The organism is Cupriavidus sp. F041 (assembly GCF_057814235.1).
The window spans coordinates 1,930,170-1,952,373 of record NZ_JBVASY010000001.1 but is presented as its reverse complement, the minus strand read 5'-3'; the positions used below and the strand labels follow the sequence as shown (position 1 = coordinate 1,952,373).

Annotated in this window: 16 protein-coding genes, 2 tRNA genes and 3 rRNA genes; 9 read left to right on the top strand and 12 right to left on the bottom strand. The window is 63.4% G+C overall.

Annotated elements, in window-relative coordinates:
• Window positions 1–25: 25 nt before the first annotated feature.
• Window positions 26–721: a glycine zipper 2TM domain-containing protein gene (locus ACZY0R_RS08825; protein ID WP_488858032.1), complete on the bottom strand. Its 696-nt coding sequence runs from the start codon at window positions 719–721 to the stop codon at window positions 26–28.
• A gap of 152 nt (window positions 722–873) precedes the next feature.
• Window positions 874–1,326, bottom strand: a complete 453-nt coding sequence (locus ACZY0R_RS08820; RefSeq protein WP_045235510.1) for a MarR family winged helix-turn-helix transcriptional regulator — start codon at window positions 1,324–1,326, stop codon at window positions 874–876.
• Between the two features lie 206 nt (window positions 1,327–1,532).
• On the opposite strand from ACZY0R_RS08820, the gene ACZY0R_RS08815 reads away from it, so the two are divergent.
• Both ACZY0R_RS08815 and ACZY0R_RS08810 read left to right on the top strand, forming a co-directional pair.
• Entirely contained in the window at window positions 1,533–2,102 is a 570-nt protein-coding gene (locus ACZY0R_RS08815) for a YggT family protein (protein WP_276288986.1), read from the top strand.
• A 169-nt stretch (window positions 2,103–2,271) separates the two neighbouring features.
• A complete protein-coding gene (locus ACZY0R_RS08810) occupies window positions 2,272–2,586 on the top strand; it encodes a hypothetical protein (protein ID WP_488858031.1) in 315 nt (104 codons plus the stop codon).
• Window positions 2,587–2,738: 152 nt separating this feature from the next.
• Here ACZY0R_RS08810 and ACZY0R_RS08805 read toward each other — a convergent pair whose 3' ends face one another.
• Window positions 2,739–3,671 (bottom strand): LysR family transcriptional regulator, encoded by a 933-nt coding sequence (locus tag ACZY0R_RS08805; protein WP_488858030.1) that lies wholly within the window; start codon window positions 3,669–3,671, stop codon window positions 2,739–2,741.
• Window positions 3,672–3,854: 183 nt separating this feature from the next.
• Between ACZY0R_RS08805 and ACZY0R_RS08800 the strand changes: the two genes are divergently transcribed.
• Complete coding sequence (locus ACZY0R_RS08800; RefSeq protein WP_488858029.1) at window positions 3,855–4,700, top strand: IclR family transcriptional regulator; 846 nt, start codon at window positions 3,855–3,857, stop codon at window positions 4,698–4,700.
• 76 nt (window positions 4,701–4,776) lie between these two features.
• Here the strand turns inward: ACZY0R_RS08800 and ACZY0R_RS08795 are convergent, their stop codons facing one another.
• Window positions 4,777–5,634, bottom strand: a complete 858-nt coding sequence (locus tag ACZY0R_RS08795; protein ID WP_488858028.1) for a phytanoyl-CoA dioxygenase family protein — start codon at window positions 5,632–5,634, stop codon at window positions 4,777–4,779.
• 161 nt (window positions 5,635–5,795) lie between these two features.
• Here ACZY0R_RS08795 and ACZY0R_RS08790 point away from each other — a divergent pair, with 161 nt between their 5' ends.
• The 5 genes from ACZY0R_RS08790 to ACZY0R_RS08770 all read left to right on the top strand — a co-directional run bounded on the left by ACZY0R_RS08790 (window position 5,796) and on the right by ACZY0R_RS08770 (window position 11,950).
• Window positions 5,796–6,716: an AAA family ATPase gene (locus tag ACZY0R_RS08790; protein WP_045235516.1), complete on the top strand. Its 921-nt coding sequence runs from the start codon at window positions 5,796–5,798 to the stop codon at window positions 6,714–6,716.
• A 6-nt stretch (window positions 6,717–6,722) separates the two neighbouring features.
• Complete coding sequence (locus ACZY0R_RS08785) at window positions 6,723–7,757, top strand: DUF58 domain-containing protein (protein WP_488858027.1); 1,035 nt, start codon at window positions 6,723–6,725, stop codon at window positions 7,755–7,757.
• On the top strand, window positions 7,754–9,784 hold the full coding sequence (locus ACZY0R_RS08780) for a transglutaminase TgpA family protein (RefSeq protein ID WP_488858026.1): 2,031 nt from the start codon (window positions 7,754–7,756) through the stop codon (window positions 9,782–9,784). The genes ACZY0R_RS08785 and ACZY0R_RS08780 overlap by 4 nt, the downstream gene beginning before the upstream one ends.
• 106 nt (window positions 9,785–9,890) lie before the next feature.
• A complete protein-coding gene (locus ACZY0R_RS08775) occupies window positions 9,891–10,379 on the top strand; it encodes a MarR family winged helix-turn-helix transcriptional regulator (protein WP_045235526.1) in 489 nt (162 codons plus the stop codon).
• Entirely contained in the window at window positions 10,376–11,950 is a 1,575-nt protein-coding gene (locus ACZY0R_RS08770; protein WP_488858025.1) for an MFS transporter, read from the top strand. Before ACZY0R_RS08775 ends, ACZY0R_RS08770 begins: the two co-directional genes overlap by 4 nt.
• A 182-nt stretch (window positions 11,951–12,132) precedes the next feature.
• Here the strand turns inward: ACZY0R_RS08770 and ACZY0R_RS08765 are convergent, their stop codons facing one another.
• The 8 genes from ACZY0R_RS08765 to ACZY0R_RS08730 all read right to left on the bottom strand — a co-directional run bounded on the left by ACZY0R_RS08765 (window position 12,133) and on the right by ACZY0R_RS08730 (window position 20,040).
• On the bottom strand, window positions 12,133–12,453 hold the full coding sequence (locus ACZY0R_RS08765) for a hypothetical protein (RefSeq protein ID WP_045235519.1): 321 nt from the start codon (window positions 12,451–12,453) through the stop codon (window positions 12,133–12,135).
• Between the two features lie 251 nt (window positions 12,454–12,704).
• The gene (locus ACZY0R_RS08760) at window positions 12,705–14,168 is read right to left on the bottom strand and encodes a DegQ family serine endoprotease (RefSeq protein WP_488858024.1); all 1,464 of its coding nucleotides are present in this window, start codon (window positions 14,166–14,168) and stop codon (window positions 12,705–12,707) included.
• Window positions 14,169–14,333: 165 nt separating this feature from the next.
• Window positions 14,334–14,636, bottom strand: coding sequence for a GIY-YIG nuclease family protein (locus ACZY0R_RS08755; protein WP_488858023.1), 303 nt, complete (start codon window positions 14,634–14,636; stop codon window positions 14,334–14,336).
• Between the two features lie 172 nt (window positions 14,637–14,808).
• Window positions 14,809–14,921: ribosomal RNA gene (rrf, locus tag ACZY0R_RS08750) — 5S ribosomal RNA — on the bottom strand.
• 134 nt (window positions 14,922–15,055) lie between these two features.
• Window positions 15,056–17,934: ribosomal RNA gene (locus ACZY0R_RS08745) — 23S ribosomal RNA — on the bottom strand.
• A 314-nt stretch (window positions 17,935–18,248) separates the two neighbouring features.
• Window positions 18,249–18,324 (bottom strand) — tRNA-Ala (locus ACZY0R_RS08740).
• A gap of 46 nt (window positions 18,325–18,370) precedes the next feature.
• A tRNA-Ile gene (locus ACZY0R_RS08735) sits at window positions 18,371–18,447 on the bottom strand.
• A 61-nt stretch (window positions 18,448–18,508) separates the two neighbouring features.
• Window positions 18,509–20,040, bottom strand: a 16S ribosomal RNA gene (locus tag ACZY0R_RS08730).
• The 16S, 23S and 5S rRNA genes sit together here with 2 tRNA genes alongside, the layout of an rRNA operon.
• 559 nt (window positions 20,041–20,599) lie before the next feature.
• Here ACZY0R_RS08730 and ACZY0R_RS08725 point away from each other — a divergent pair.
• Entirely contained in the window at window positions 20,600–22,198 is a 1,599-nt protein-coding gene (locus ACZY0R_RS08725) for an exonuclease domain-containing protein (protein ID WP_488858022.1), read from the top strand.
• The last annotated feature ends 6 nt before the right edge of the window (window positions 22,199–22,204 follow it).

The following is a 22,204-nucleotide window of genomic DNA, read 5'->3' as shown; positions in this document are numbered from 1 at the left end:
ATGGAAGATCCCGGCAGCCACACCGTCAGTAGGGCATCGCCACGCCGTTCTGCACCTTGACCCGGTCGCCGTTGCGCAGGTTGTAGGGCGTCGACTGCGTCAGCGTGAGATAGCCGTTGTCGGTGGTGCGTACCCGGATGCGGTAGGTGGGCGGCGCCGTAGTGGTACGTTTCTCGACCTCGTTGCCAGCCAGGGCACCGGCCACCGCGCCGCCGATGGTCGCCACCGTATTGCCACGGCCGCCCCCCACCTGGTGGCCAAGCAGGCCGCCGACGACGCCACCGATCAGCGCGCCGGCGACGCCGCCTGCCGGCGCCTGCCCGGGCAACATCTCGATGGATTCGACGTTGCCGTAGCGCACGCCATAGGCATCGCTGCCGTAAGCGCCCTGGGCCGTATTAGCCTGCGGGTAGCCCGCTTGCGGATAGGACTGCTGGGGATAGCCTTGCTGCGGGTAGCTCTCCTGCACCGGCGCCTGCTGCGGGTAGCCCGCCTGCGGATACTCCGGCTGCGGGTAAGCCGGTTGCGAGTAGCCCTGCTGCGGATAGGCAACGGGATAGCCGCCGCTTGCCTGCGTGCTGCTGCCATACGCGCCGGAGTTGCCATAACTCCCGTAGCCACCATACCCGCCGCCATATGGCGCGGTCACGCAACCGGCCAGGGCGCCCGCGGCAAGCAGGGCGAGCGCGCTGGTACAAAGGGGGAAAGAGGGGAAAGGCATTTGTAGCTCCTGCGGATATCGCGAGTGGGAATGCGCGCGAGTCTAGGGCCGCGGGGCCGCCTCGGGTGTCACCGAGCCTTGTGAATGGTAACTGCCTGTAACGGCGCACGCGGCTTGGGTCGAAAAACCCTGGCCGCCTGCTTCACGACGGCTCAGGCGCGCTCCGCGCCATCGTCGTTGAAGGCCGTAAGGCGCGCTACGCGGAAGGTGCCGCGCAGCGATTCGAGTTCGCTCCGGTGCAGCATGGCCAGCCGGTTCAGGAAACGCTCGCCCTTGGCGAGCAAATGGACTTCCACGATCCGGCGGTCATCCGGATTGGCCTTGCGCTTGACCAGGCCGGCTGCCTCGCAGCGGTTGACCAGCGCCACCACGCCGTGCTGCTTGGCTTGCAGGCGCTCCGCCAGTTCGCCGATCGAAGCCCAGTCCTTGCCGGCGCAGCCACGGATATGCAGCATCAGCAGGTACTGCTGCACGGTCAGGCCTTCGTTGTGCGCGGCATCTTCGGAAAACCGCAGGAAACGCCGCAACTGGTAGCGGAAATCGGAGAGGGCTTCGAAGTCCTGCTTGTCGAGCAGGGATCGGGATGCGGCAGGCTGGCGGGTCATGGCGGGACAGCGTGCGGACGCTGGGGGAACTTGGCTCGACGCTCATTATAGGGGCTGCCTCCGGCGGTCCCGCGACTCATCGGCGCTAGCCAGTTCACAAAGGCAGGCTCCGGTTTCGACCGCCGCCTGTGCGGGTATGGCAGAATCTGTGCGTCCGCAGACACTCCTGACTGCCGACATCACTACTGCCACCGGAACCGAAACCGATGTTCACGGAAATCGCCCTTTTCCTGCTCGATACCGTCTTCACCCTGTTCGGCATGGCGCTACTGCTGCGCCTGTGGATGCAATGGGCACGGCTACCCACGCGCAACCCCGTCTCGCAAGGCGTATTCCAGGTCACCGACTGGCTGGTCAGGCCATTGCGGCGGGTGATTCCGGGCCTTGGCGGCATCGACTGGGCGACCCTGATCGGCGCCTGGCTGACCGCCCTGGTGTTCCTGCTGCTCGTGCTGCTGCTTTCCGGAGGCGACCTTGCCCCCTACTTGCCGCTGGTCCTGCTGATTGCCGTTCTCAACGTATTGAAATGGGGCATCAGCATGGTGATGTGGGTCACGCTGCTGATGGCGATCCTTTCCTGGGTCAATCCGCATTCGCCGGTCACGCCCGCCATCAACCACCTGACGGAACCGCTGCTGCGTCCGATTCGCCGCGTGGTGCCGCGCCTGGGCGGCTTTGACATCTCGCCGCTGGTCCTTTTCGTGATCGCGCAGATCCTGCTGATGATCATTGCCCGGCTTGGCGCAGGGCTGTTTGGCGCACGTTTCGGTCTCTGACCCAAGCCGGCGCGGGTACGAATGGCCGCCCCGGACGAAAGCCTGGGCGGAATTATCCAGACTGACGAACAGTGTTTTGAGGATTAGCTCTTTTTCCTGGGCAGGAGGCGGCCTACAGTACGTGCAACGTGGAACACACCACGACATGCCAGAAGGAAAAAGCAGCATCATGAAGACTCTCACACAACCCCGCACCCTCGCCGTTACCGTCCTTTGCGCCATCGGCTTGTCGATGGCTGCCGCCTCCGCGCACGCCAGCTCGCCGGTTTCCGACCTCGCCCGCCTCGATGGCAGCATCGGCCGCACGGTGGACGCGTTCACCGACGGCGCCCGCACCGGCCCGCGCGATCCGTTCACCGATGGCGCCCACAACGGCCGCCGCGACCCGTTTACGGATGGTGCCCACAACGGCCCGCGCGACCCGTACACCGACGGCGCCCGCGGCGCGAACGAAGCCCGCAGCAGCTTTAGCGACGGCGCCTGATTGCGCCCCGGCATTCACCTGGGATGGAAGAGACAGCGATTGTGGCCTATCAACCGTAGTCGTCAAAACGTCGCCACAGCCTGGCCAGGCGCCAACAGGCCGGCCTGCCAGCCAGCCGCGCCTTGCGCATGACCCCGCAGCCGCGCCAGCCTTCACGGGCCTGGCGCGGCTGCGTCGTTTCCGCCACCCAACAGTCCGGAAGCCATCATGGCTTCCACCGCTTCCATGAACACGCGCACCTTGCGCGGCTGCAACCGGCGGTCGGGCAGCAAGGCGAAGACCCGCAGCGGCGGTGGCGGATAGTCCGGCAATACCTTGACCAGGCGCCCCTGGGCCACCTCCGCTTCGCAATAGATCAGCGAAAGGCGGGCAATGCCGAGGCCGGCCAGCGCACCCTGGAGCCGGAGTTCGGCGTTGGCGGTCTGCATGCGCGGCCGGATAGGCACCGCCACGCGCTCGCCCTCGCGCATGAACTCCCACATGTCATCGCCGGGTGTGGTCAGGGTCGGCAGGTTTGCCAGGTCTTCTGGCAGCAACTGCGGGTGCAGGCCCGCGGCCAGCGCCGGCGCCGCGAATAGTCCACGCTCGACGTGATAGATACGCCGCGCCACCGTCCCTGAATCAGGAAGATCGGCATCAACCGCCACAAAGGCCACATCGAACCCATCGCGGATGGGATCGACCATGCCTTGTGTGATCTCCACCTTCACGTCGAGCGCCGGGTGGGCCGCCAGCGTGCGGCAGATGACGCCGCCAAGCTGGTGCGCGCCGAATTCGTACGGCGCGGCGATGCGCAGCACCCCTTGCACGCGTTCCTCGCGCGCCAGCGTTTCCTGGCGGATCTCGCGCAGCCGCGCGAACAGCGGAGCCACGTCGCGATACACCGCGCTGCCGGCATCGGTCAGGCGCATGCGCCGCGTGGTGCGCTGGAGCAACTTGGAGCCGATCGCCAGCTCGAGCCGTGCGACGGCCGCCGAGACCCGGGATTTGGGGCAGTCGAGCTGCTCCGCGGCGGCAGTGAAGGTGCCCTGCTCCACCACGCAGCAGAAGGCCTCCCAATCATTCCACTGGATTGTCTCGTTCACCGGACGATGTTTCCTTTACAAGCTATGTTGCCCAAACGCGCGACATTATGCGGCAGCCGGGATGCCAGCGCCGGTTCTCACCGTGGCGGCGGCGCCCCGGCCATGCGCCACTGGCGTACTGCGCGCATTTCCTCTACCCTTTCGGCCTTTCCGTGCGTATTCGGCAACCCGCCGAACTGACCGATGGCCAGCCCTGCCGCTCCCGACAATCCCGACAACCCGGCCACGGATGCTTCCGTGGAGCCCGCCGCCGCGGGCACGGAGAAGCCGAGCGATTCCTATGTGCAGTCTTTTGCACGCGGGCTCTCGGTCATCCGCGCCTTCGACGCGCAACACCCGGCCCAGACCCTCAGCGAGATCGCGCAGGCCAGTGGCCTGACCCGCGCCGGCGCGCGCCGCATCCTGCTGACCCTGGTGGGCCTGGGTTATGTGCGCGCCGACGGCCGCCTGTTCCGCCTGACGCCGAAGATCCTCGACCTCGGTTTCGCCTACCTGACCTCGATGCCATTCTGGAACCTGGCCGAGCCGATCATGGAAGCGTTGTCGCAGGAAGTGCATGAAAGCTGCTCGATCTCCGTGCTGGATGGGACCGAAATCGTCTATGTGTTGCGGGTGCCCGCGCGCAAGATCATGACCATCAACCTGTCGATCGGCAGCCGGCTCCCGGCCTATTGCTCGTCAATGGGCCGCGTGCTGCTGGCGGGCCTGCCGGATGCGGAGCTGGACCGCGTGCTGCGCGCCACCGACCTGCGCGCCCGTACCAGCCGCACCGTCACCGACATCGAAGCGCTCAAGGCCATCATCGCCGGCATCCGCGCGCGCGGCTGGGCGCAGAACGACCAGGAGCTGGAAGAAGGGCTGGTGTCGCTGGCCGCGCCGATCCGCAGCCGCAGCGGCCAGGTCATCGCCGCCATCAATATCAGTGGCCAGGCCAACCGCACCAGCGCCGACGAAATGGCCGGCAACTTTCTGCCGCCACTGCTGGCCGCGTCCGAGAAGATCTCCAACCTGGTCGGCCTGCGCACCTGATGCGCCCGGCATTGCGGCATTGCCCGCAGGCCGGCCAGGGCGCTGGCCCGCGACGAGCCAGCATGGTGGATGCCGGTTAGCTTGCCGCGGGCATGGGCAGCGCAATGCTGCCGAATTCGGCCGAACGCGTGCCCGGCAGCGGATGGTTGCCGGCGCCGAAATACGCAAAGGCGGCCGACAGCTTGACCGCCTCCGAGAGATTCTGCCCCGCGCTGTGAAATAGCCGGCTATCGAAGAACAATACGTCCCCGCGCTCCAGGGCCAGGGGCTGCACGCCACCCAGCAGGGCCTGGCTGGCCGGATGCGATTCGATCAGGAATTCCGCCGCATCGAGCTGGCCCGGTTCGAGCGCAACCGTGTGCGAGCCTGGAATGACGCGCAACACGCCGTTGCTCTCGTCCTCCCGGCCCAGCGCCAGCCAGACCGTCACCAGTTCCGGGCTGGCAAACGACCAGTAACGGGTATCGCGATGCCAGCCGGTCTGGCTGCCATAGTGTGGATGCTTGGTCATCACGCAGTTGTGATGCGCCAGCGTCAGGAGCGGCGGCTCGCCAAGCAGGGTCGCCACGACCTTCGTTACCGCGGGGTCGGCCGCCCATTGGCGAAACACCTCGTCGCGCCCGTATGCCTGGCGCAAGCGCCGCACCGTGCCGCCGCCCGCGGCTTCGCGGCTGGCGGGTGCGCCGGGATAACCCAGTTCGGCTTCGTACTCCACAGGCGGGACCGCCGCGGCCAGTTGCTCGCGCGTTACCTGCTCGATTCGGTCGCAGACCTGCGGCGGGGCGAAGCCGCGCAGCACGATATACCCATCGGCGTGGAAGACTCGGTTAAGTTCGTTCAATTCAGCGGCGGTCGGGGCGAAGGCCGAAGCGGTGGAAACCGTGGAAATCGCCGTGGAAGCGGCGCCCGGCGGTACAGCAAGCGGGGAGTTCATTGCAGGGGATGTGGGGGTTGGCAGGGCCGACAGCTTCGATAATGCCAGAAGCCGGGCAATCCGGCGCGCCCGGCATGTGCTGCGTGCGCAAACAGACTGTTCCCCGATACACACGCGCCGCTACAATGGCCGGGTCCTCCTTCCGACCCGCAAGGCCTCAAGTGACAGCTCGCCCACGCATCGTCGCATCGCTCTCCGAGGCGGAAGCCCAGCTTGGCCGGATCGTCCTGGGCAAGCCCAGGCAGATCCGGCTGGCGCTGGCCTGCATGCTGGCGCGTGGCCACCTGCTGCTGGAGGACCTGCCCGGCGTGGGCAAGACCACGCTGGCGCATGCGCTGGCGCGCACGCTCGGCCTGCAGTTCCAGCGCGTGCAGTTCACCAGCGACCTGCTGCCGGCCGACCTGATCGGCGTGTCCGTCTTCGTGCGCGACAGCGCCGAGTTCCGCTTCCATCGGGGCCCTGTGTTCGCGCAGGTGGTGCTGGCCGACGAGATCAACCGCGCCCCGCCGAAGACGCAGAGCGCCTTGCTGGAGGCGATGGCGGAGGGGCAGGTCACCCACGACGGCGTCACCCATGCCCTGCCGTCCCCGTTCTTCGTCATCGCCACACAAAACCCGCTGGACCAGATCGGCACCCACGCCCTGCCTGAATCGCAGCTCGACCGCTTTACCATGCGCTTGTCGCTGGGCTACCCCGATCCGGCCTTCGAGCGCGTGCTCTACCTCGGCGGGGCGGCGCCCGCGGCCGGTACGCCCGTGATGGATGCCGAGCAGGTGGGCGCGCTGCAGCAAGCCGCGGCCCAGGTCTATGCCAGCCCTGCCCTGGTGGACTATGCACTGGCCCTGGTGCAGGCCACGCGCGCGAACGCTGCCTTTGCGGCCGGGCTGTCGCCCAGGGCGGGCCTGGCGCTGCTGGGCTGTGCCCGCGCCTGGGCACTGCTACACCAGCGCGATATGGTGCTGCCCGAGGACATACAAGCGGTCTTCGCGCCGGTGGCCGGCCACCGGCTGCTGCCAGCCGGCGCCGCCGGCGGTGGACAGGAGGCGCTCGCCCGCCTGCTGTCCGACGTTGCCATTCCCTGATCCGCGATGTCCCGCAGCCGGCCGTTCTCATCGCCGCGCATGGCGACCCCGGCCGCGCCTGCCCGCAAGCGCCGGGCCTGGGCCTCGCCACCCTGGCTGCAGCGCCAGCGCCCGCCCCGGCAAGGCGTGGTGACGCTCGATCGCCGCCACTTGTATATCCTGCCCAGCCGCGCCGGCCTGGGCTTCGCGGTGTTGCTGCTGGCCATGTTGCTGACCTCGCTGAACTACAACATCAGCCTGGGCTTCGCCCTCACCTTCCTGCTCGGCGGCATCGGCATGGCCTGCATGTGGCACGCTTACCGCAACCTGCTCGACATGACGGTCGCCGGCGCCGGCGCGGAGCCAGCGTTTGCCGGCGAGCCCGCGGCCTTCAGCCTGCGCATTGCCGGCACCGACGCACCGGTACGCATCGGCATCGAGGCAAACCTGCCATCCCAGGCCGGGGTGCTGCCGGCAAGCCTGAGCCTGGCCCGGGATGCCAGTGGACTGCTCACGCTGCATCTGCCCACCAGCCAGCGCGGCTGGCTGGCGCTGCCGCGCGTCACGTTATCGAGCCGTTTTCCTTTTGGCCTGTTCCGCGTATGGAGTCATGCCGACCTGCCGCTGGTCGCGTTGGTCTATCCGCAGCCAGAAGCCGGCGCGCCGCCGCTGCCGTTCGCCGCGCATCCCGACGACGACGGCGTGGCGTCCCTGCCGTCGGACGATGGCATAGACCAGTTGCGGCGCTACCGCAGCGGCGACCCGCTGCATCGCGTCGCCTGGAAACATAGCGCGCGCACCGGCCGCTTGCTGAGCCGCACCGGGCAGGCTGGCAGCCAGCCCGCGTGCTGGCTGGACTGGCAGGCGCTGCCGCCGGCGCTGGCCACCGAGGCGCGGCTTTCGCGCCTGTGCGCCTGGGTGCTGGCCTCGGGCGATACGATGGAAATCGGGTTACGCCTGCCCGGCGTGGAAATACCGCCCGGCCGCGGCGGCGCGCATCGCCGCGCCTGCCTCGAAGCCCTGGCGCTGTGGCCGGACCGTTCCGGGCAAGGTGCTCGGTGAAGCCGGTGCCACGCACCCTCGCGCACGAGGAACATGGCTTGCTGCTGGGCCAGCTGGCCCTCGTGCTCGCGCCGCAGGCACGCAGCCTGCCCGTCACCATCAGCGTCTTGCTGGTGTTGCTGATGAGCTGGCGCTGGCTGCTGTGGCGCCAGCGCGCGCCGTTGCCCTCGCGCCTGATGCTCGCGCTCATCGCCGGGCTGGTAATCCTGGTGGCGGCCGCCTTGGTCTGGCAAGCCGGCGGCAACATGGGGCGCGACCTGTCGGTGGCGCTGCTGGGCGCCTTTGTCGTGCTCAAGCTGCTGGAGAGCCGCGTGCTGGCCGATGCCACGCTGGTGACCCAGCTTTGCTTTTACCTGCTGCTGAGCCTGTACCTGTTCGACCAGCCTTTCTGGCTGGCCTTGTATGGCCTTGCCATCGCCGCCTGGTTGCTGCGCAACTGGCTGTTCCTGGGCCATCCCGAGGCCCGCGGCTATCTCGCGGTATGGCCGCTGCTCGGCCGCCTGGTGTTGATTGGCCTGCCTTGGGCGCTACTGCTGTTCGTCTTGTTCCCGCGCCTCGATCGCCCGCTGTGGCGGCTGCCGCAAGCCGAGACCGTGGCCGCCACCGGCATCAGCGACACCATGAGCCCGGGCAGCGTGAGCCAGCTGACACAGTCCACCGAAGTGGCGCTGCGCGCCGACGTGGAAGGGGAGCCGCTGCCCGCCAGCGCGCTGTATTGGCGAGCGCTGGTGCTGTGGCAATTCGATGGCAAGACCTGGCGGCCAGCGCCGTTGCGGCAACGGCATGCGCAGCCGGCACCTGGCCTGCCGGCTGCTGACGAGGCACCGCCGTATACCAAAGGCCTTGGCGAAACGGCGGGTAAGGCATCCGCTGGCAACAGCGTCAGCTACAACATCACGCTCGAACCCAATCAGCACCAGTGGTTGTTCCTGCTTGACCGCGGCCAGGCGATCGATTCTGGTGCCGGTGCGGTAGTCAACGCCGACGGCGAGTTTTTCGCCCCCGATCCCATCGACCGGCGCTTGCGCTATCGCGCGCGTTCGGCCCCAGCCACGGCGCAGGCGCTCGATCTCCCGACGCGACAGCTGGCGCTGGCACTACCGCCCGGCAATCCGCGCAGCCGGGCGCTGGCCACCGAATGGGCGGAGCAATACGCGGATCCCGCGCAACGGGCGCGGGCCGCACTGCGCCTGTTCGCCGCGGCACCATTCAGCTATACGCTGTCGCCCGCGCCGCTTGGCCGCGAACAGGTCGACAGCTTCCTGTTCGACACCCGGCGAGGATTCTGCGAGCACTACGCCAGCAGCTTTGTCTTCCTGATGCGCGCGGCCGGTGTGCCGGCGCGGGTGATCACCGGCTACCAGGGCGGAGAGTACAACCCGATCGGCGGCAACTACATCGTGCGGCAGGCCGATGCCCATGCCTGGGCGGAGATCTGGCTGGAGGGGCGCGGCTGGGTGCGTGTCGATCCCACCAGCGCGGTGGCGCCCAGCCGTGTCGAACACGGCATCGACGCCGCGCTGGAGGCCAGCGAGATCGAAGCGCTGCGTGCGGTGCGGGATCCGGGCTGGCTGCGCGACCTGCGCTGGGGCATGGACGGCATGGTCTACACCTGGCAGCGCTGGGTGCTGCAATACGATCGCGACCAGCAGTCCCGCCTGATGCAGCAGCTCGGCATCGGCGACAGCTTGCCGCAGGCGTTGCTGGCCGGGCTGGCGACGCTGAGCTTGCTGGTACTCGTGCCGCTTGTGCTCAGGCGCCGCCAGGCCGATCCCGTCCAAGCCTTGTACGCCCGCTTCTGCCGCGACCTGGCGCGCCACGGGTGCGTGCGCGGGCCGGCGGAAGGACCGCAGGATTTTGCCGCGCGGGCCGCGCGCCGCCTCCCTGCCGCGGCGCAAGCGGTGCAGGACTTCAGCGAGCGCTACACCCGGCTGCGCTACGGCCGCCAGGCCCCGGCGCTGCGTTCTGGCGAACTCGCGGGCCTGCGGCAAGCGTTGCGGCGGATGTCGCGACAGCTCGCGCGCTGAGGAACGTCGCCGTCCCAGTTAGTTTCATATGATATAGTTACGAATGAAACTAAATGGCCGGGCGCAATCTGTTTCTGTCGCGCCGGCATCACCTGATTCCCCCGCCATGTCGTTCGAAGACCGAATCGCCCGCTTCTGTGCCAGTCATCCGGAAGCACCGCGAGACCTCATCCTGGCCTCCCGGCTCCTGATGCGCACCGCGCGCCTGCTGCGCAGCCACATCGACCGGGCGCTGGCGCCGTTCGAGCTGGACCTGCAGCAATACCTGGCGATCAGCATGCTCGCCACCGACGACAGCCAGCCCAGCCTGCCGTCCGAACTTGGCATCACGCTCGATGCCACGCGCACCCAGATGACCCGGCTGATGGACGGCCTGGTGGCGCGTGGCCTTGTGCGGCGGCACGCCTCGGCACAGGACCGCCGCAGTACCGAACTCGTACTGACGGCCGCCGGACTGCACATGCTGGAGCGCGTCGCGCCGGCCGTGCACGCTGCCTACGCCGAGGCCTGGGAGCCGTTGGGAGAAAGCGGCCTGGCCACCTCCACGCGCGCCCTGAGCCGCATGCACCAGAACCTGCTCAAGCTGGAACCATGAAAACAGCTTCCACACTGCAGCCGCTGCGTCTGGGACTGCGCTGGCTGCGCCTGCTCAGCCACCGGCAGCGCCAGACGCTGGTCATGCTGTTGCTCGCGCTTGCCACGTCAGTGGAATTCCTCGAGAACATCATGTTCGTGTTCGCATCGAGCCATATCGTCGGCGGCGTCGATGCCGACCCGCGCAGCTTCGCCCTGGTCCAGGCCGCCTACGCCGTGGGCAGCATGTTGATGATCCTTAAGCAACAATGGCTGGCGCAACGCTTTGGCTATCGCTATTACCTTACCGGCGCATTGCTGATCTTCATGGCGGGCTCGCTGGCGGCGGCCACCAGCTATTCGCTGCCACAGCTCGTTGGTGCGCGCTTTGTGCAAGGCGTCGGCGGCGGCGCGCTGTTTACCAGTTGCCGCATCCTGGTCAATGTGATGTTCGCGCCGGCAGACCGGCCGCGCGCCTCCCGCATCTTCATGCTCGGTATTTTCATGGCATCCGCGCTGGCGCCGGCCATGGCTGCGGAGCTGATCGAGCACGGCGTGTGGCAGGACGTATTCTATGGCGTGCTGCCCTTCGCCGCGCTGGCGGCGCTGGGTGCCTGGCTGCTGCTGCCCGATGCCGAGCCGTGCCAGGATGATCCCGGCCCCGCGCTGGGCCCGCTGCTGCTCTTCGGTGCCGCCGTGGTGAGCTTGCAGGCCGCCTTGACGGAAGCCCGCTTCGATATCTTCTCGCACCCGCTGCGGCTGGCCCTGATCTGCGCGCTGGGCATCGGCCTGTTGATGTGGTTCCTTTGGCAGCAATGGCACCACAGCACGCCTGTGCTCCATCTGCGGGCGTTGCGCAACCCGGTCTACCTGACCGGGCTGGCCATGTACTTTGTTTACTACCTGATCAGCAACCTGAGCGGTTACGTGTTCCCGATCTACGCCGAGCAGGCACTAGGCCTGCCGCTGGCGGCAACCGGCTGGCTCAACACCTTCGCGGCCACAGTTAGCCTGGCGGGCATCTTCATCTACCTGCACGTCGCCCCGCGCCTGCCGCACAAGAAGCCGCTGATGGCGGGCGGCCTCTTGCTGATGGCCGCTGCGGCCTGGTGGTTTTCCTCGATGCCGCCCAACGCCGGTCCGGCTACGCTGGCATGGGGGCTGGTCGGCAAGGGACTGTTTGGCGTGATGGTCATCATCCCCATTGCGGGCCTGACCTTTCGTTCGCTGGCCGGTGACGATTTCGCCCACGGCTATCGCAGCAAGAACCTGCTGCGCCAGATCGCGGCCTCCTTTGCGTCAGCGCTTGGCGCGGTACTCCTGCAGAACCGGCAGTTTGCCGTGCATACCAGCCTGACCAGCGCGCTCGGCCAGCATCCGGCGCAGACGCAGCAGTGGATGGACACAACGCAAGCGGTATTGGGCGCGCGCGGGCTCGATGCAATCCATGCCCACCGGGTCGCGCTCGTGCAACTGGCTGGACTGGTGGATACACAGGCCAGGCTGATCGCGTGCGAGGATCTCTACCGGCTGATCGCCGTGCTTGCCCTGACGGGAGCTGTCTTTATGCTGGCGCAACGCCGCCTCGATTGAACAGCGCTTGCCGGCGACTGGGAGGTTGGTGCCGGGGAGAAGGCAGAGCTGTCTGCCGTGCTGGCCGCGTCATGTCCACGCGAGGGGCTGACTGGCCGTGCCGGAGCGGTTCGCTCCGCTCAAACGCGGCGCCAGGCGCGCGCGTACTGTTCTTCGCAAAAAACGTTCTGTTGGCGGTCTGCTTAAAACAGCGCCAGCTGGCGCATGCCAAAGCCAATGGTTTCTTCCACGCGCATGCGGGCATGTGCGAGCGAGCCCTCCGCACCGGAGTAATTGCCGGCCGCCCAGTGATAGACCACCGGCATATCGCCGCGATCGGACAGGCGTACCTCGCCCAGCTTCTCGCCGCGCTCATTGCGGTAGAAGTGCGAACGGTAGCCACGCTCCCAATGCGGAGCGGCTTCGGCCTTCTTGCGCCGGCGCGGGGCGGGCTTGGCTTGCGGCAGGCGCCGCGCCCTTTCGGTCCCCGTGGTCGCGGACGTCCGGGTGAAATCCAACTGCATAGACTTCCTTGTGTCATCGAGTCAGCAAGATGATTTACGCATCAATGGCCGGGGCCATCGCGGCGTGTCTTGCGTCGCAGTCGAGATAATACCTGTTACCGAGCGTTCTGGCAGCCCTTCTGCACCGGAATTCCGCGCCCAATAAGGCTTGGCGGGCCGGCACGTATACCTTCGCGCCGGCCCGCCCGTACTTCATGCCGATGTTAACACCGCGGTTAACTCTGCGGTTAACTCGGCTGTTAACTTCATTCTCAACCCAGATCCAGCGGGATAAAGATACGGGCATCGTCGCGCTGCACCAGCAGTGCAACCTGCTTGCCCGACTTCGCCACCAGTGCCCGCAACTGCTCCGCCGAACTGATCGGCGTGCCGTTGATCGACAGGATGACGTCGCCCGGCTGGATGCCGACCTTTGCGGCCGGGCCCGCGACGTCCTGGACCACCAGCCCGCCTTCGATGCCGCTGTCGCGCTTCTCCGTCGGACTCAGCGGGCGCACCGCGAGGCCAAGTTTGCCGCCGGTGTCATTGGCGGGACTCTTGCCGGCGACGACCGCATCCTTTGCCGTACCGACCTTCACCGTCAACGTCAGGGGCTCGCCCTTGCGGATCACCTTCAGCGACGTCTGCGTACCTGGGGTGATATCCGCAACATGTTCCGGCAGGTCGCCAGAGTGATCGATCACGTCGTTGCCGAGTTGCACGATCACGTCGCCCGGCTTCAGGCCAGCCTTGGCTGCCGGGCTGTCCGGCTCAACCGAGTTGACCAGCGCGCCGCTAGGCTTTGGCAGCCCGAACGATTGCGCCAGGGCCTGGTTGACCTCCTGCACGCCGATACCGAGGCGGCCGCGCGTGACCTTGCCATGCGCCACCAGTTGCGCCTGCACCTTGGTCGCCACGTCGATCGGGATCGAGAACGACAGCCCCTGATAACCACCGGTCTGGCTGTAGATCTGCGAGTTGATGCCGATCACTTCGCCTCGCTGGTTGAACAGCGGTCCGCCCGAGTTGCCGGGATTGACGGCGACGTCGGTCTGAATGAACGGCACATAAGTATCGTCGGGCAAGGAGCGCGATTTCGCGCTGACGATGCCGGCGGTCACGGTATTCTCAAAACCATAAGGCGAGCCGATGGCCAGCACCGGCTCACCCACGCGCACGCGCGAGGGGTCGCCCAGGCGCACCGTTGGTAAATCCTTGGCATCGATCTTGATCACCGCCACGTCCGTTTGTGCGTCCGCACCAAGGACCTTGGCCTTGAATTCACGGCGATCGGTCAGCTTGACCGTCACCTCCTGCGCGCCGTCCACCACGTGCGCATTTGTCAGGATCAGGCCGTCCGGGCTAACGATAAAGCCCGAGCCCAGGCCACGCACCAGTTGCTGCTGGCCATTCTGCGGGCCCTGGAATTGCGGTCCGAATCGCTTGAAAAACTGGAACAGCGGATCATCCGGGTCCATGCCCTGCGGCACTTGCGCCGACGTACGCTGCGCGCGTGCCGTCACGCTGATATTGACCACCGCCGGGCCATACTGATCGACAATGCTGGAGAAATCGGTGGGAGCGGCCACAGCCAGGGGTTGGGCCTGGGCCGTTACGGGCGCCTGTGCGGCATATCCCGGCGTGATGACCTCCTTCTGCAGATAGGTATACCCCCCGGCAAGAGCGGCCAGGGCAGCAATACCGATGGCTGAGCGTGCGAGCGTCTGGCGAATCATGGCGTTCTCCCTTTCTTGGTTACCTCAGGCGTCCGGGCTGGCTGGACGCGACAGGACCATCCTAAAGGGCGATCCTTAAACCAGACTTAAGGAAGGGTAGAGGGCACTGTCGGGAGCAAGAAGGGTGCCGCCGGTAGGCGGTGGACAAAGGTACGGGGGTAAAGCTCAAACAGGATCGACACCAGGAGCCTGGGCCACTTCTTCCGTCAACTGCACGCAAAATACCCGCTTTTGTGCGGAAGTCATCTTCTTCGCCGCCGCCTCGGCTTTTGAAGCTTCGGAGCGGTTATCAAAGCGCTGCCAGCCCAGGATCCTGATGGGCTTGCGCGATCGCGTATATTTAGCACCCGTTCCTGCCTGATGTTGCGCAAAACGCCGTTCGACATCCGTTGTGATACCGGTGTAGATCGTGTTGCCCTCGCATTCGAGCAGGTAAAGAAACCACGAGGCTTCGCCGTCGGCTGGCATTCGGATGATTTAAGAGGGAAGAGGGGCGACGCGCAAAGGCAGCCGGAACAGTGATTATGCGTGCTGCTGACGCCCGGCGCAAAGGATCAGGTCACAGTGAACCGATCAGCGTAAACGAAGCCCCAAAAGCAAAACCCCCCAGTACTTTCGTACTGGGGGGTTTCAAGGGAGAGCCTGGCGATTACCTACTTTCACACGGGTATCCGCACTATCATCGGCGTGGAGTCGTTTCACGGTCCTGTTCGGGATGGGAAGGGGTGGTTCCAACTCGCTATGGTCACCAGGCATAAACGGTGGCCGCGTTGAGGTTGAGTCAACGCAGCGAATAGGGATGTAGTAGAGGTTGTGCGTATCGGCCAAGCTGCTTGTTGCTGCTGCAGCGGCACGCGATACTCAACCAGCAGAAACACACTGGTTATAGGATCAAGCCTTACGGGCAATTAGTACTGGTTAGCTTAACGCATTACTGCGCTTCCACACCCAGCCTATCAACGTCCTGGTCTCGAACGACCCTTCAAGGAGCTCAAGGCTCCAGGGAATCCTCATCTTCAGGCGAGTTTCCCGCTTAGATGCTTTCAGCGGTTATCTCTTCCGTACATAGCTACCCTGCGATGCCTCTGGCGAGACAACAGGTACACCAGCGGTACGTCCACTCCGGTCCTCTCGTACTAGGAGCAGCCCCCGTCAAGATTCCAACGCCCACGGCAGATAGGGACCAAACTGTCTCACGACGTTTTAAACCCAGCTCACGTACCTCTTTAAATGGCGAACAGCCATACCCTTGGGACCGGCTACAGCCCCAGGATGAGATGAGCCGACATCGAGGTGCCAAACACCGCCGTCGATATGAACTCTTGGGCGGTATCAGCCTGTTATCCCCAGAGTACCTTTTATCCGTTGAGCGATGGCCCTTCCATTCAGAACCACCGGATCACTATGTCCTGCTTTCGCACCTGCTCGACTTGTCGGTCTCGCAGTTAAGCACGCTTTTGCCATTGCACTTTAGGTACGATGTCCGACCGTACCAAGCGTACCTTCGAACTCCTCCGTTACACTTTGGGAGGAGACCGCCCCAGTCAAACTGCCTACCATGCACTGTCCCCGACCCGGATTCACGGGCCAAGGTTAGAACCTCAAACAAACCAGGGTGGTATTTCAAGGTCGGCTCCACGCAGACTAGCGTCCACGCTTCAAAGCCTCCCACCTATCCTACACAGATCGGTTCAAAGTCCAATGCAAAGCTACAGTAAAGGTTCATGGGGTCTTTCCGTCTAGCCGCGGGGAGATTGCATCATCACAAACACTTCAACTTCGCTGAGTCTCGGGAGGAGACAGTGTGGCCATCGTTACGCCATTCGTGCAGGTCGGAACTTACCCGACAAGGAATTTCGCTACCTTAGGACCGTTATAGTTACGGCCGCCGTTTACCGGGACTTCAATCAAGAGCTTGCACCCCATCATTTAATCTTCCGGCACCGGGCAGGCGTCACACCCTATACGTCCACTTTCGTGTTTGCAGAGTGCTGTGTTTTTATTAAACAGTCGCAGCCACCATTTTATTGCAACCCCTTCACCCTCCTGGCGCAGGCCAGTCAAGCTACAAGGGCGTACCTTATCCCGAAGTTACGGTACCAATTTGCCGAGTTCCTTCTCCCGAGTTCTCTCAAGCGCCTTAGAATACTCATCTCGCCCACCTGTGTCGGTTTGCGGTACGGTCTCGTATGACTGAAGCTTAGAGGCTTTTCTTGGAACCACTTCCAATTGCTTCGCAGCACTAGGCCGCTCGCCCCATATCCTTGAATTCCGCGCCCGGATTTGCCTAAGCGCCTTCTCCAATACAGGGACCGGGACTTCCAACACCCGGACAACCTTCCGCGATCCGTCCCCCCATCGCATCATACGACGGTGCAGGAATATTAACCTGCTTCCCATCAGCTACGCATCTCTGCCTCGCCTTAGGGGCCGACTCACCCTACGCCGATGAACGTTGCGTAGGAAACCTTGGGCTTACGGCGAGGGGGCTTTTCACCCCCTTTATCGCTACTCATGTCAGCATTCGCACTTCTGATACCTCCAGCATCCTTTACAAGACACCTTCACAGGCTTACAGAACGCTCTCCTACCATGCACTTACGTGCATCCGCAGCTTCGGTGACTGGCTTAGCCCCGTTACATCTTCCGCGCAGGACGACTCGATCAGTGAGCTATTACGCTTTCTTTAAAGGGTGGCTGCTTCTAAGCCAACCTCCTGACTGTTTTAGCCTTCCCACTTCGTTTCCCACTTAGCCAATCTTAGGGACCTTAGCTGGCGGTCTGGGTTGTTTCCCTCTTGACACCGGACGTTAGCACCCGATGTCTGTCTCCCGTGATTGCACTCTTCGGTATTCGGAGTTTGCTATGGCGGGGTAATCAGCAATAGACCCCCCAACCATGACAGTGCTCTACCCCCGAAGGTGAGACACGAGGCACTACCTAAATAGTTTTCGGAGAGAACCAGCTATTTCCAGACTTGTTTAGCCTTTCACCCCTATCCACAGCTCATCCCCTAACTTTTCAACGTTAGTGGGTTCGGTCCTCCAGTACGTGTTACCGCACCTTCAACCTGGCCATGGATAGATCGTCTGGTTTCGGGTCTACACCCAGCGACTGAACGCCCTATTCGGACTCGCTTTCGCTACGCCTTCCCTAATCGGTTAAGCTTGCCACTGAATGTAAGTCGCTGACCCATTATACAAAAGGTACGCCGTCACCCGTTTCCAGGCTCCGACTGTTTGTATGCATGCGGTTTCAGGATCTATTTCACTCCCCTCCCGGGGTTCTTTTCGCCTTTCCCTCACGGTACTGGTTCACTATCGGTCGATCACGAGTATTTAGCCTTGGAGGATGGTCCCCCCATCTTCAGACAGGATTTCACGTGTCCCGCCCTACTTGTCGTACACCTAGTTCCACAACGCTGTTTTCGCATACAGGGCTATCACCTGCTACGGCCGGGCTTTCCATCCCGTTCTGCTAACAATGCTGCTAAAGAGTACAAGGCTCTTCCCATTTCGTTCGCCACTACTTTGGGAATCTCGGTTGATTTCTGTTCCTGCAGCTACTTAGATGTTTCAGTTCGCCGCGTTCGCTTCCCTGACCTATGTATTCAGTCAGGGATGACCCATTCGGGCCGGGTTTCCCCATTCGGACATCTCCGGATCAAAGCTTGTTTGCCAGCTCCCCGAAGCTTTTCGCAGGCTACCGCGTCCTTCATCGCCTGTGATCGCCAAGGCATCCACCACATGCACTTGTTCGCTTGACCCTATAACGAGTGTGTCTCAAACTTGCGTTCAAGCCGTGCTCGCTACAGGATGAGTTCTCGCATTTGTGCCGTATTCCAAGTCATCTTTCGATCACTTAAATACATTTTGGTTGATACAATCACAACCCGGTATCGTGTGTTACTTCAGCGTCTCATCAACGCTCACGACACCTTTACTACATCCCATATTGTTAAAGAACAGCCGTGCGAAACTTGGTCTCGCAACGTCTTGGCCAAGGCCAAAGGCAAACGCTCAATCCTAAGCGCTTGCCTTTGACGACCAATCCAAGGTGCACACCGAAGTGCGCGGTAAATGGTGGAGGATGACGGGATCGAACCGACGACCCCCTGCTTGCAAAGCAGGTGCTCTCCCAGCTGAGCTAATCCCCCATGTACTTCTGTCCGGAGGTTCAGCGTCGAACCACCATCCGTAACTTGGTGGGTCTGGTAGGACTTGAACCTACGACCCCCGCCTTATCAAGACGGTGCTCTAACCACCTGAGCTACAGACCCTTGGCTGTAACAGCAAACAAACCGATAAGTGTGAACGCTCGACTTTAGATGCACGCTCTTGAAAGGAGGTGATCCAGCCGCACCTTCCGATACGGCTACCTTGTTACGACTTCACCCCAGTCATGAACCCTGCCGTGGTAATCGCCCCCCTTGCGGTTAGGCTAACTACTTCTGGCAAAACCCACTCCCATGGTGTGACGGGCGGTGTGTACAAGACCCGGGAACGTATTCACCGCGGCATGCTGATCCGCGATTACTAGCGATTCCAGCTTCACGTAGTCGAGTTGCAGACTACGATCCGGACTACGATGCGTTTTCTGGGATTAGCTCCCCCTCGCGGGTTGGCAACCCTCTGTACGCACCATTGTATGACGTGTGAAGCCCTACCCATAAGGGCCATGAGGACTTGACGTCATCCCCACCTTCCTCCGGTTTGTCACCGGCAGTCTCTCTAGAGTGCTCTTGCGTAGCAACTAAAGACAAGGGTTGCGCTCGTTGCGGGACTTAACCCAACATCTCACGACACGAGCTGACGACAGCCATGCAGCACCTGTGTCCACTTTCCCTTTCGGGCACCTGATGCATCTCTGCTTCGTTAGTGGCATGTCAAGGGTAGGTAAGGTTTTTCGCGTTGCATCGAATTAATCCACATCATCCACCGCTTGTGCGGGTCCCCGTCAATTCCTTTGAGTTTTAATCTTGCGACCGTACTCCCCAGGCGGTCAACTTCACGCGTTAGCTACGTTACTGAAGAAATGAATCCCCAACAACTAGTTGACATCGTTTAGGGCGTGGACTACCAGGGTATCTAATCCTGTTTGCTCCCCACGCTTTCGTGCATGAGCGTCAGTGACGTCCCAGGGGGCTGCCTTCGCCATCGGTATTCCTCCACATCTCTACGCATTTCACTGCTACACGTGGAATTCTACCCCCCTCTGACATACTCTAGCCTTGCAGTCACAAGCGCCATTCCCAAGTTGAGCTCGGGGATTTCACGCCTGTCTTACAAAACCGCCTGCGCACGCTTTACGCCCAGTAATTCCGATTAACGCTCGCACCCTACGTATTACCGCGGCTGCTGGCACGTAGTTAGCCGGTGCTTATTCTTCCGGTACCGTCATCCCCCCGCTGTATTAGAGCAAGGGATTTCTTTCCGGACAAAAGTGCTTTACAACCCGAAGGCCTTCTTCACACACGCGGCATTGCTGGATCAGGGTTGCCCCCATTGTCCAAAATTCCCCACTGCTGCCTCCCGTAGGAGTCTGGGCCGTGTCTCAGTCCCAGTGTGGCTGATCGTCCTCTCAGACCAGCTACTGATCGTCGCCTTGGTGGGCCTTTACCCCACCAACTAGCTAATCAGACATCGGCCGCTCCTATCGCGCGAGGCCTTACGGTCCCCCGCTTTCACCCTCAGGTCGTATGCGGTATTAGCTAATCTTTCGACTAGTTATCCCCCACGACAGGGCACGTTCCGATGTATTACTCACCCGTTCGCCACTCGCCACCAGGATTGCTCCCGTGCTGCCGTTCGACTTGCATGTGTAAGGCATGCCGCCAGCGTTCAATCTGAGCCAGGATCAAACTCTTCAGTTTAATACCTGTGTGGTTCCGCGCAGTTACCTGCTGAAACCTCGCTCTTTCGAGCGGTCGCTCACTCTCAGAAAACTGACTGGCTACATCCGTGATTTGCACCCCGAACATAACCAACATGTTTTACTGTGCGAGCACTTTATAACTTGTAAGCTAAAAGACCGAAGTCTTCCGCATCCGCTATCAAGCGCCCACACTTATCGGTTGTTTGTTTGTTAAAGAACTGGCCGCGGTTCGCTTTGCTTACCGCGTCGCTGCGTTTTCTGCAGCAGAGAAACGAGATTATGAAGAGCAATCAGCGTTTCGTCAACAGGTTTTTTTACTTCCGTTCGCTGCGCCTTTCGCGCCGCCAACCACCTCTGCCAACCCCGCAACCCTTGCCCCGCCTGCTTTGCAGCGCGGTAGTTGTGTTGCGAGGGGGCGAATCTTAAGGGAGCCCCTCGGCCATGGCAAGCGTTTTCTGAAATTTCTTCAGAGCGGTTTGTGACGCGGTGATGAAGCCGGCTGCCGAACCCCGGCGCGGGGCAGCTTCCACGTGGCTGCTATCTATTAGAATCAACGGATGCCTGACCTCCCCATCTACCAGCCCTCGCGCCAGCGGGTCAACACGTCCCGGCACCTGGATGCGCAAGCGCTGGCCGACGCACTCTCCCGCCCCATCGTCTTTGTCGACCTGGAAACAACCGGCGCCGACGCCACCCGGGACCGCATCACCGAGATCGGCGTGGTGGAAGTGGGGCCGGACGGTATTGTCGAATGGGATACCCTGGTCGATCCCGGGATCGGCATCCCACCCTTCATCCAGCAACTGACGGGTATCACCGACGCCATGGTGCGCGGCAAGCCAAGCTTCGAGTCGCTGGCGGAGAGCCTGGCGGAGCGGCTGCAGGGCAAGCTCTTCGTCGCCCATAACGCACGCTTCGATTATGGCTTTCTCAAGAATGAATTCCGCCGCGTTGGCGTGACGTTCCGCGCAGACGTATTGTGCACCGTGCGCCTCTCGCGCTCGCTGTTTCCCTCAGTGGCGCGGCACGGCCTGGATGCCTTGATCGCCCGGTTCCAATTGCAGCCCAAGGGCCGGCACCGGGCCCTGGCCGATGCCGAACTGCTGTGGCAGTTCTGGCAGAAAATCCACGAGCTCTATACGGTCGATCTGGTCGAATCGGCGGTGCGGTCCCTGGTCAAGCGCGCAAGCCTTCCCGCCGGCCTCGAGGAAACCGCCCTGGACGACGTGCCCGATACCGCCGGTGTGTATCTCTTCTACGGCGACCAGGATATGCCTCTCTATATAGGGAAGAGCATCCACCTGCGCCAGCGCATCGGCGCACACTTTTCCGGCGATCATCGCGCCGCCCTGGAAATGCGGCTGGCGCGCGCGGTGCGCCGGGTCGAATGGCGGGAGACCGGGGGCGAGGCGGGAGCGCTGCTGCTGGAAGCGCACCTGATCAAGACGCTGCAACCACTGCACAACCAGATGCTGCGGCAGAATGCAGGGTTGTTTTCCTGGGAACTGGCACCCGGGCTGAGCGCGCCTATGCTGCGCTCGGATCGCGACACGGATTTCAGCCGGCACCCTAACTTATATGGCGCCTTTCCCAGCCGGGCGAGCGCCGAGGCGCGCCTGGCCGAACTGGCGCAAACCCATCAGCTCTGCCAGGCCGCGCTCACCCTGGAAAAGACGGTGCGGCGGGGCCTGCCCTGCTTCGCGCGCCAGCTGCACCGTTGCCTGGGGGCTTGCACGGGTGACGAATCGCTGGCGTCGCACCGCGAACGTGCCGTGGCGGCCCTGGCGGACCTGTCGCTGCGGCCCTGGCCTTTCGCGGGTGCCGTGGCGTGGCGCGAGCAGGATGGCGCCAAGGCGTGGTGGCATGTGCTCGAGGACTGGTGCTACCTGGGCACCGTGTCCACGCTGGATGAAGCGGCCGGCCTGTTGTGCGTGCCCGCGCGCTTCGACCTGGACACCTACCAGATCCTGGCGCCCAGGCTGGCGGCTTTGCTGGCCAGCGCCGTGCCGCTGGGAAACGTCCGGCAATTTGAACTTCAGGCGCCCTCGATGCCGCGGCGCGAAACGCAGCGGACAGCCCCCGCATCCCCAACCGGCACACGCCGGCGCCGGCTATCCAGCCCGGACCAGCAAACCCTGTCCTTCTTCGAGCACTAGCAGTAC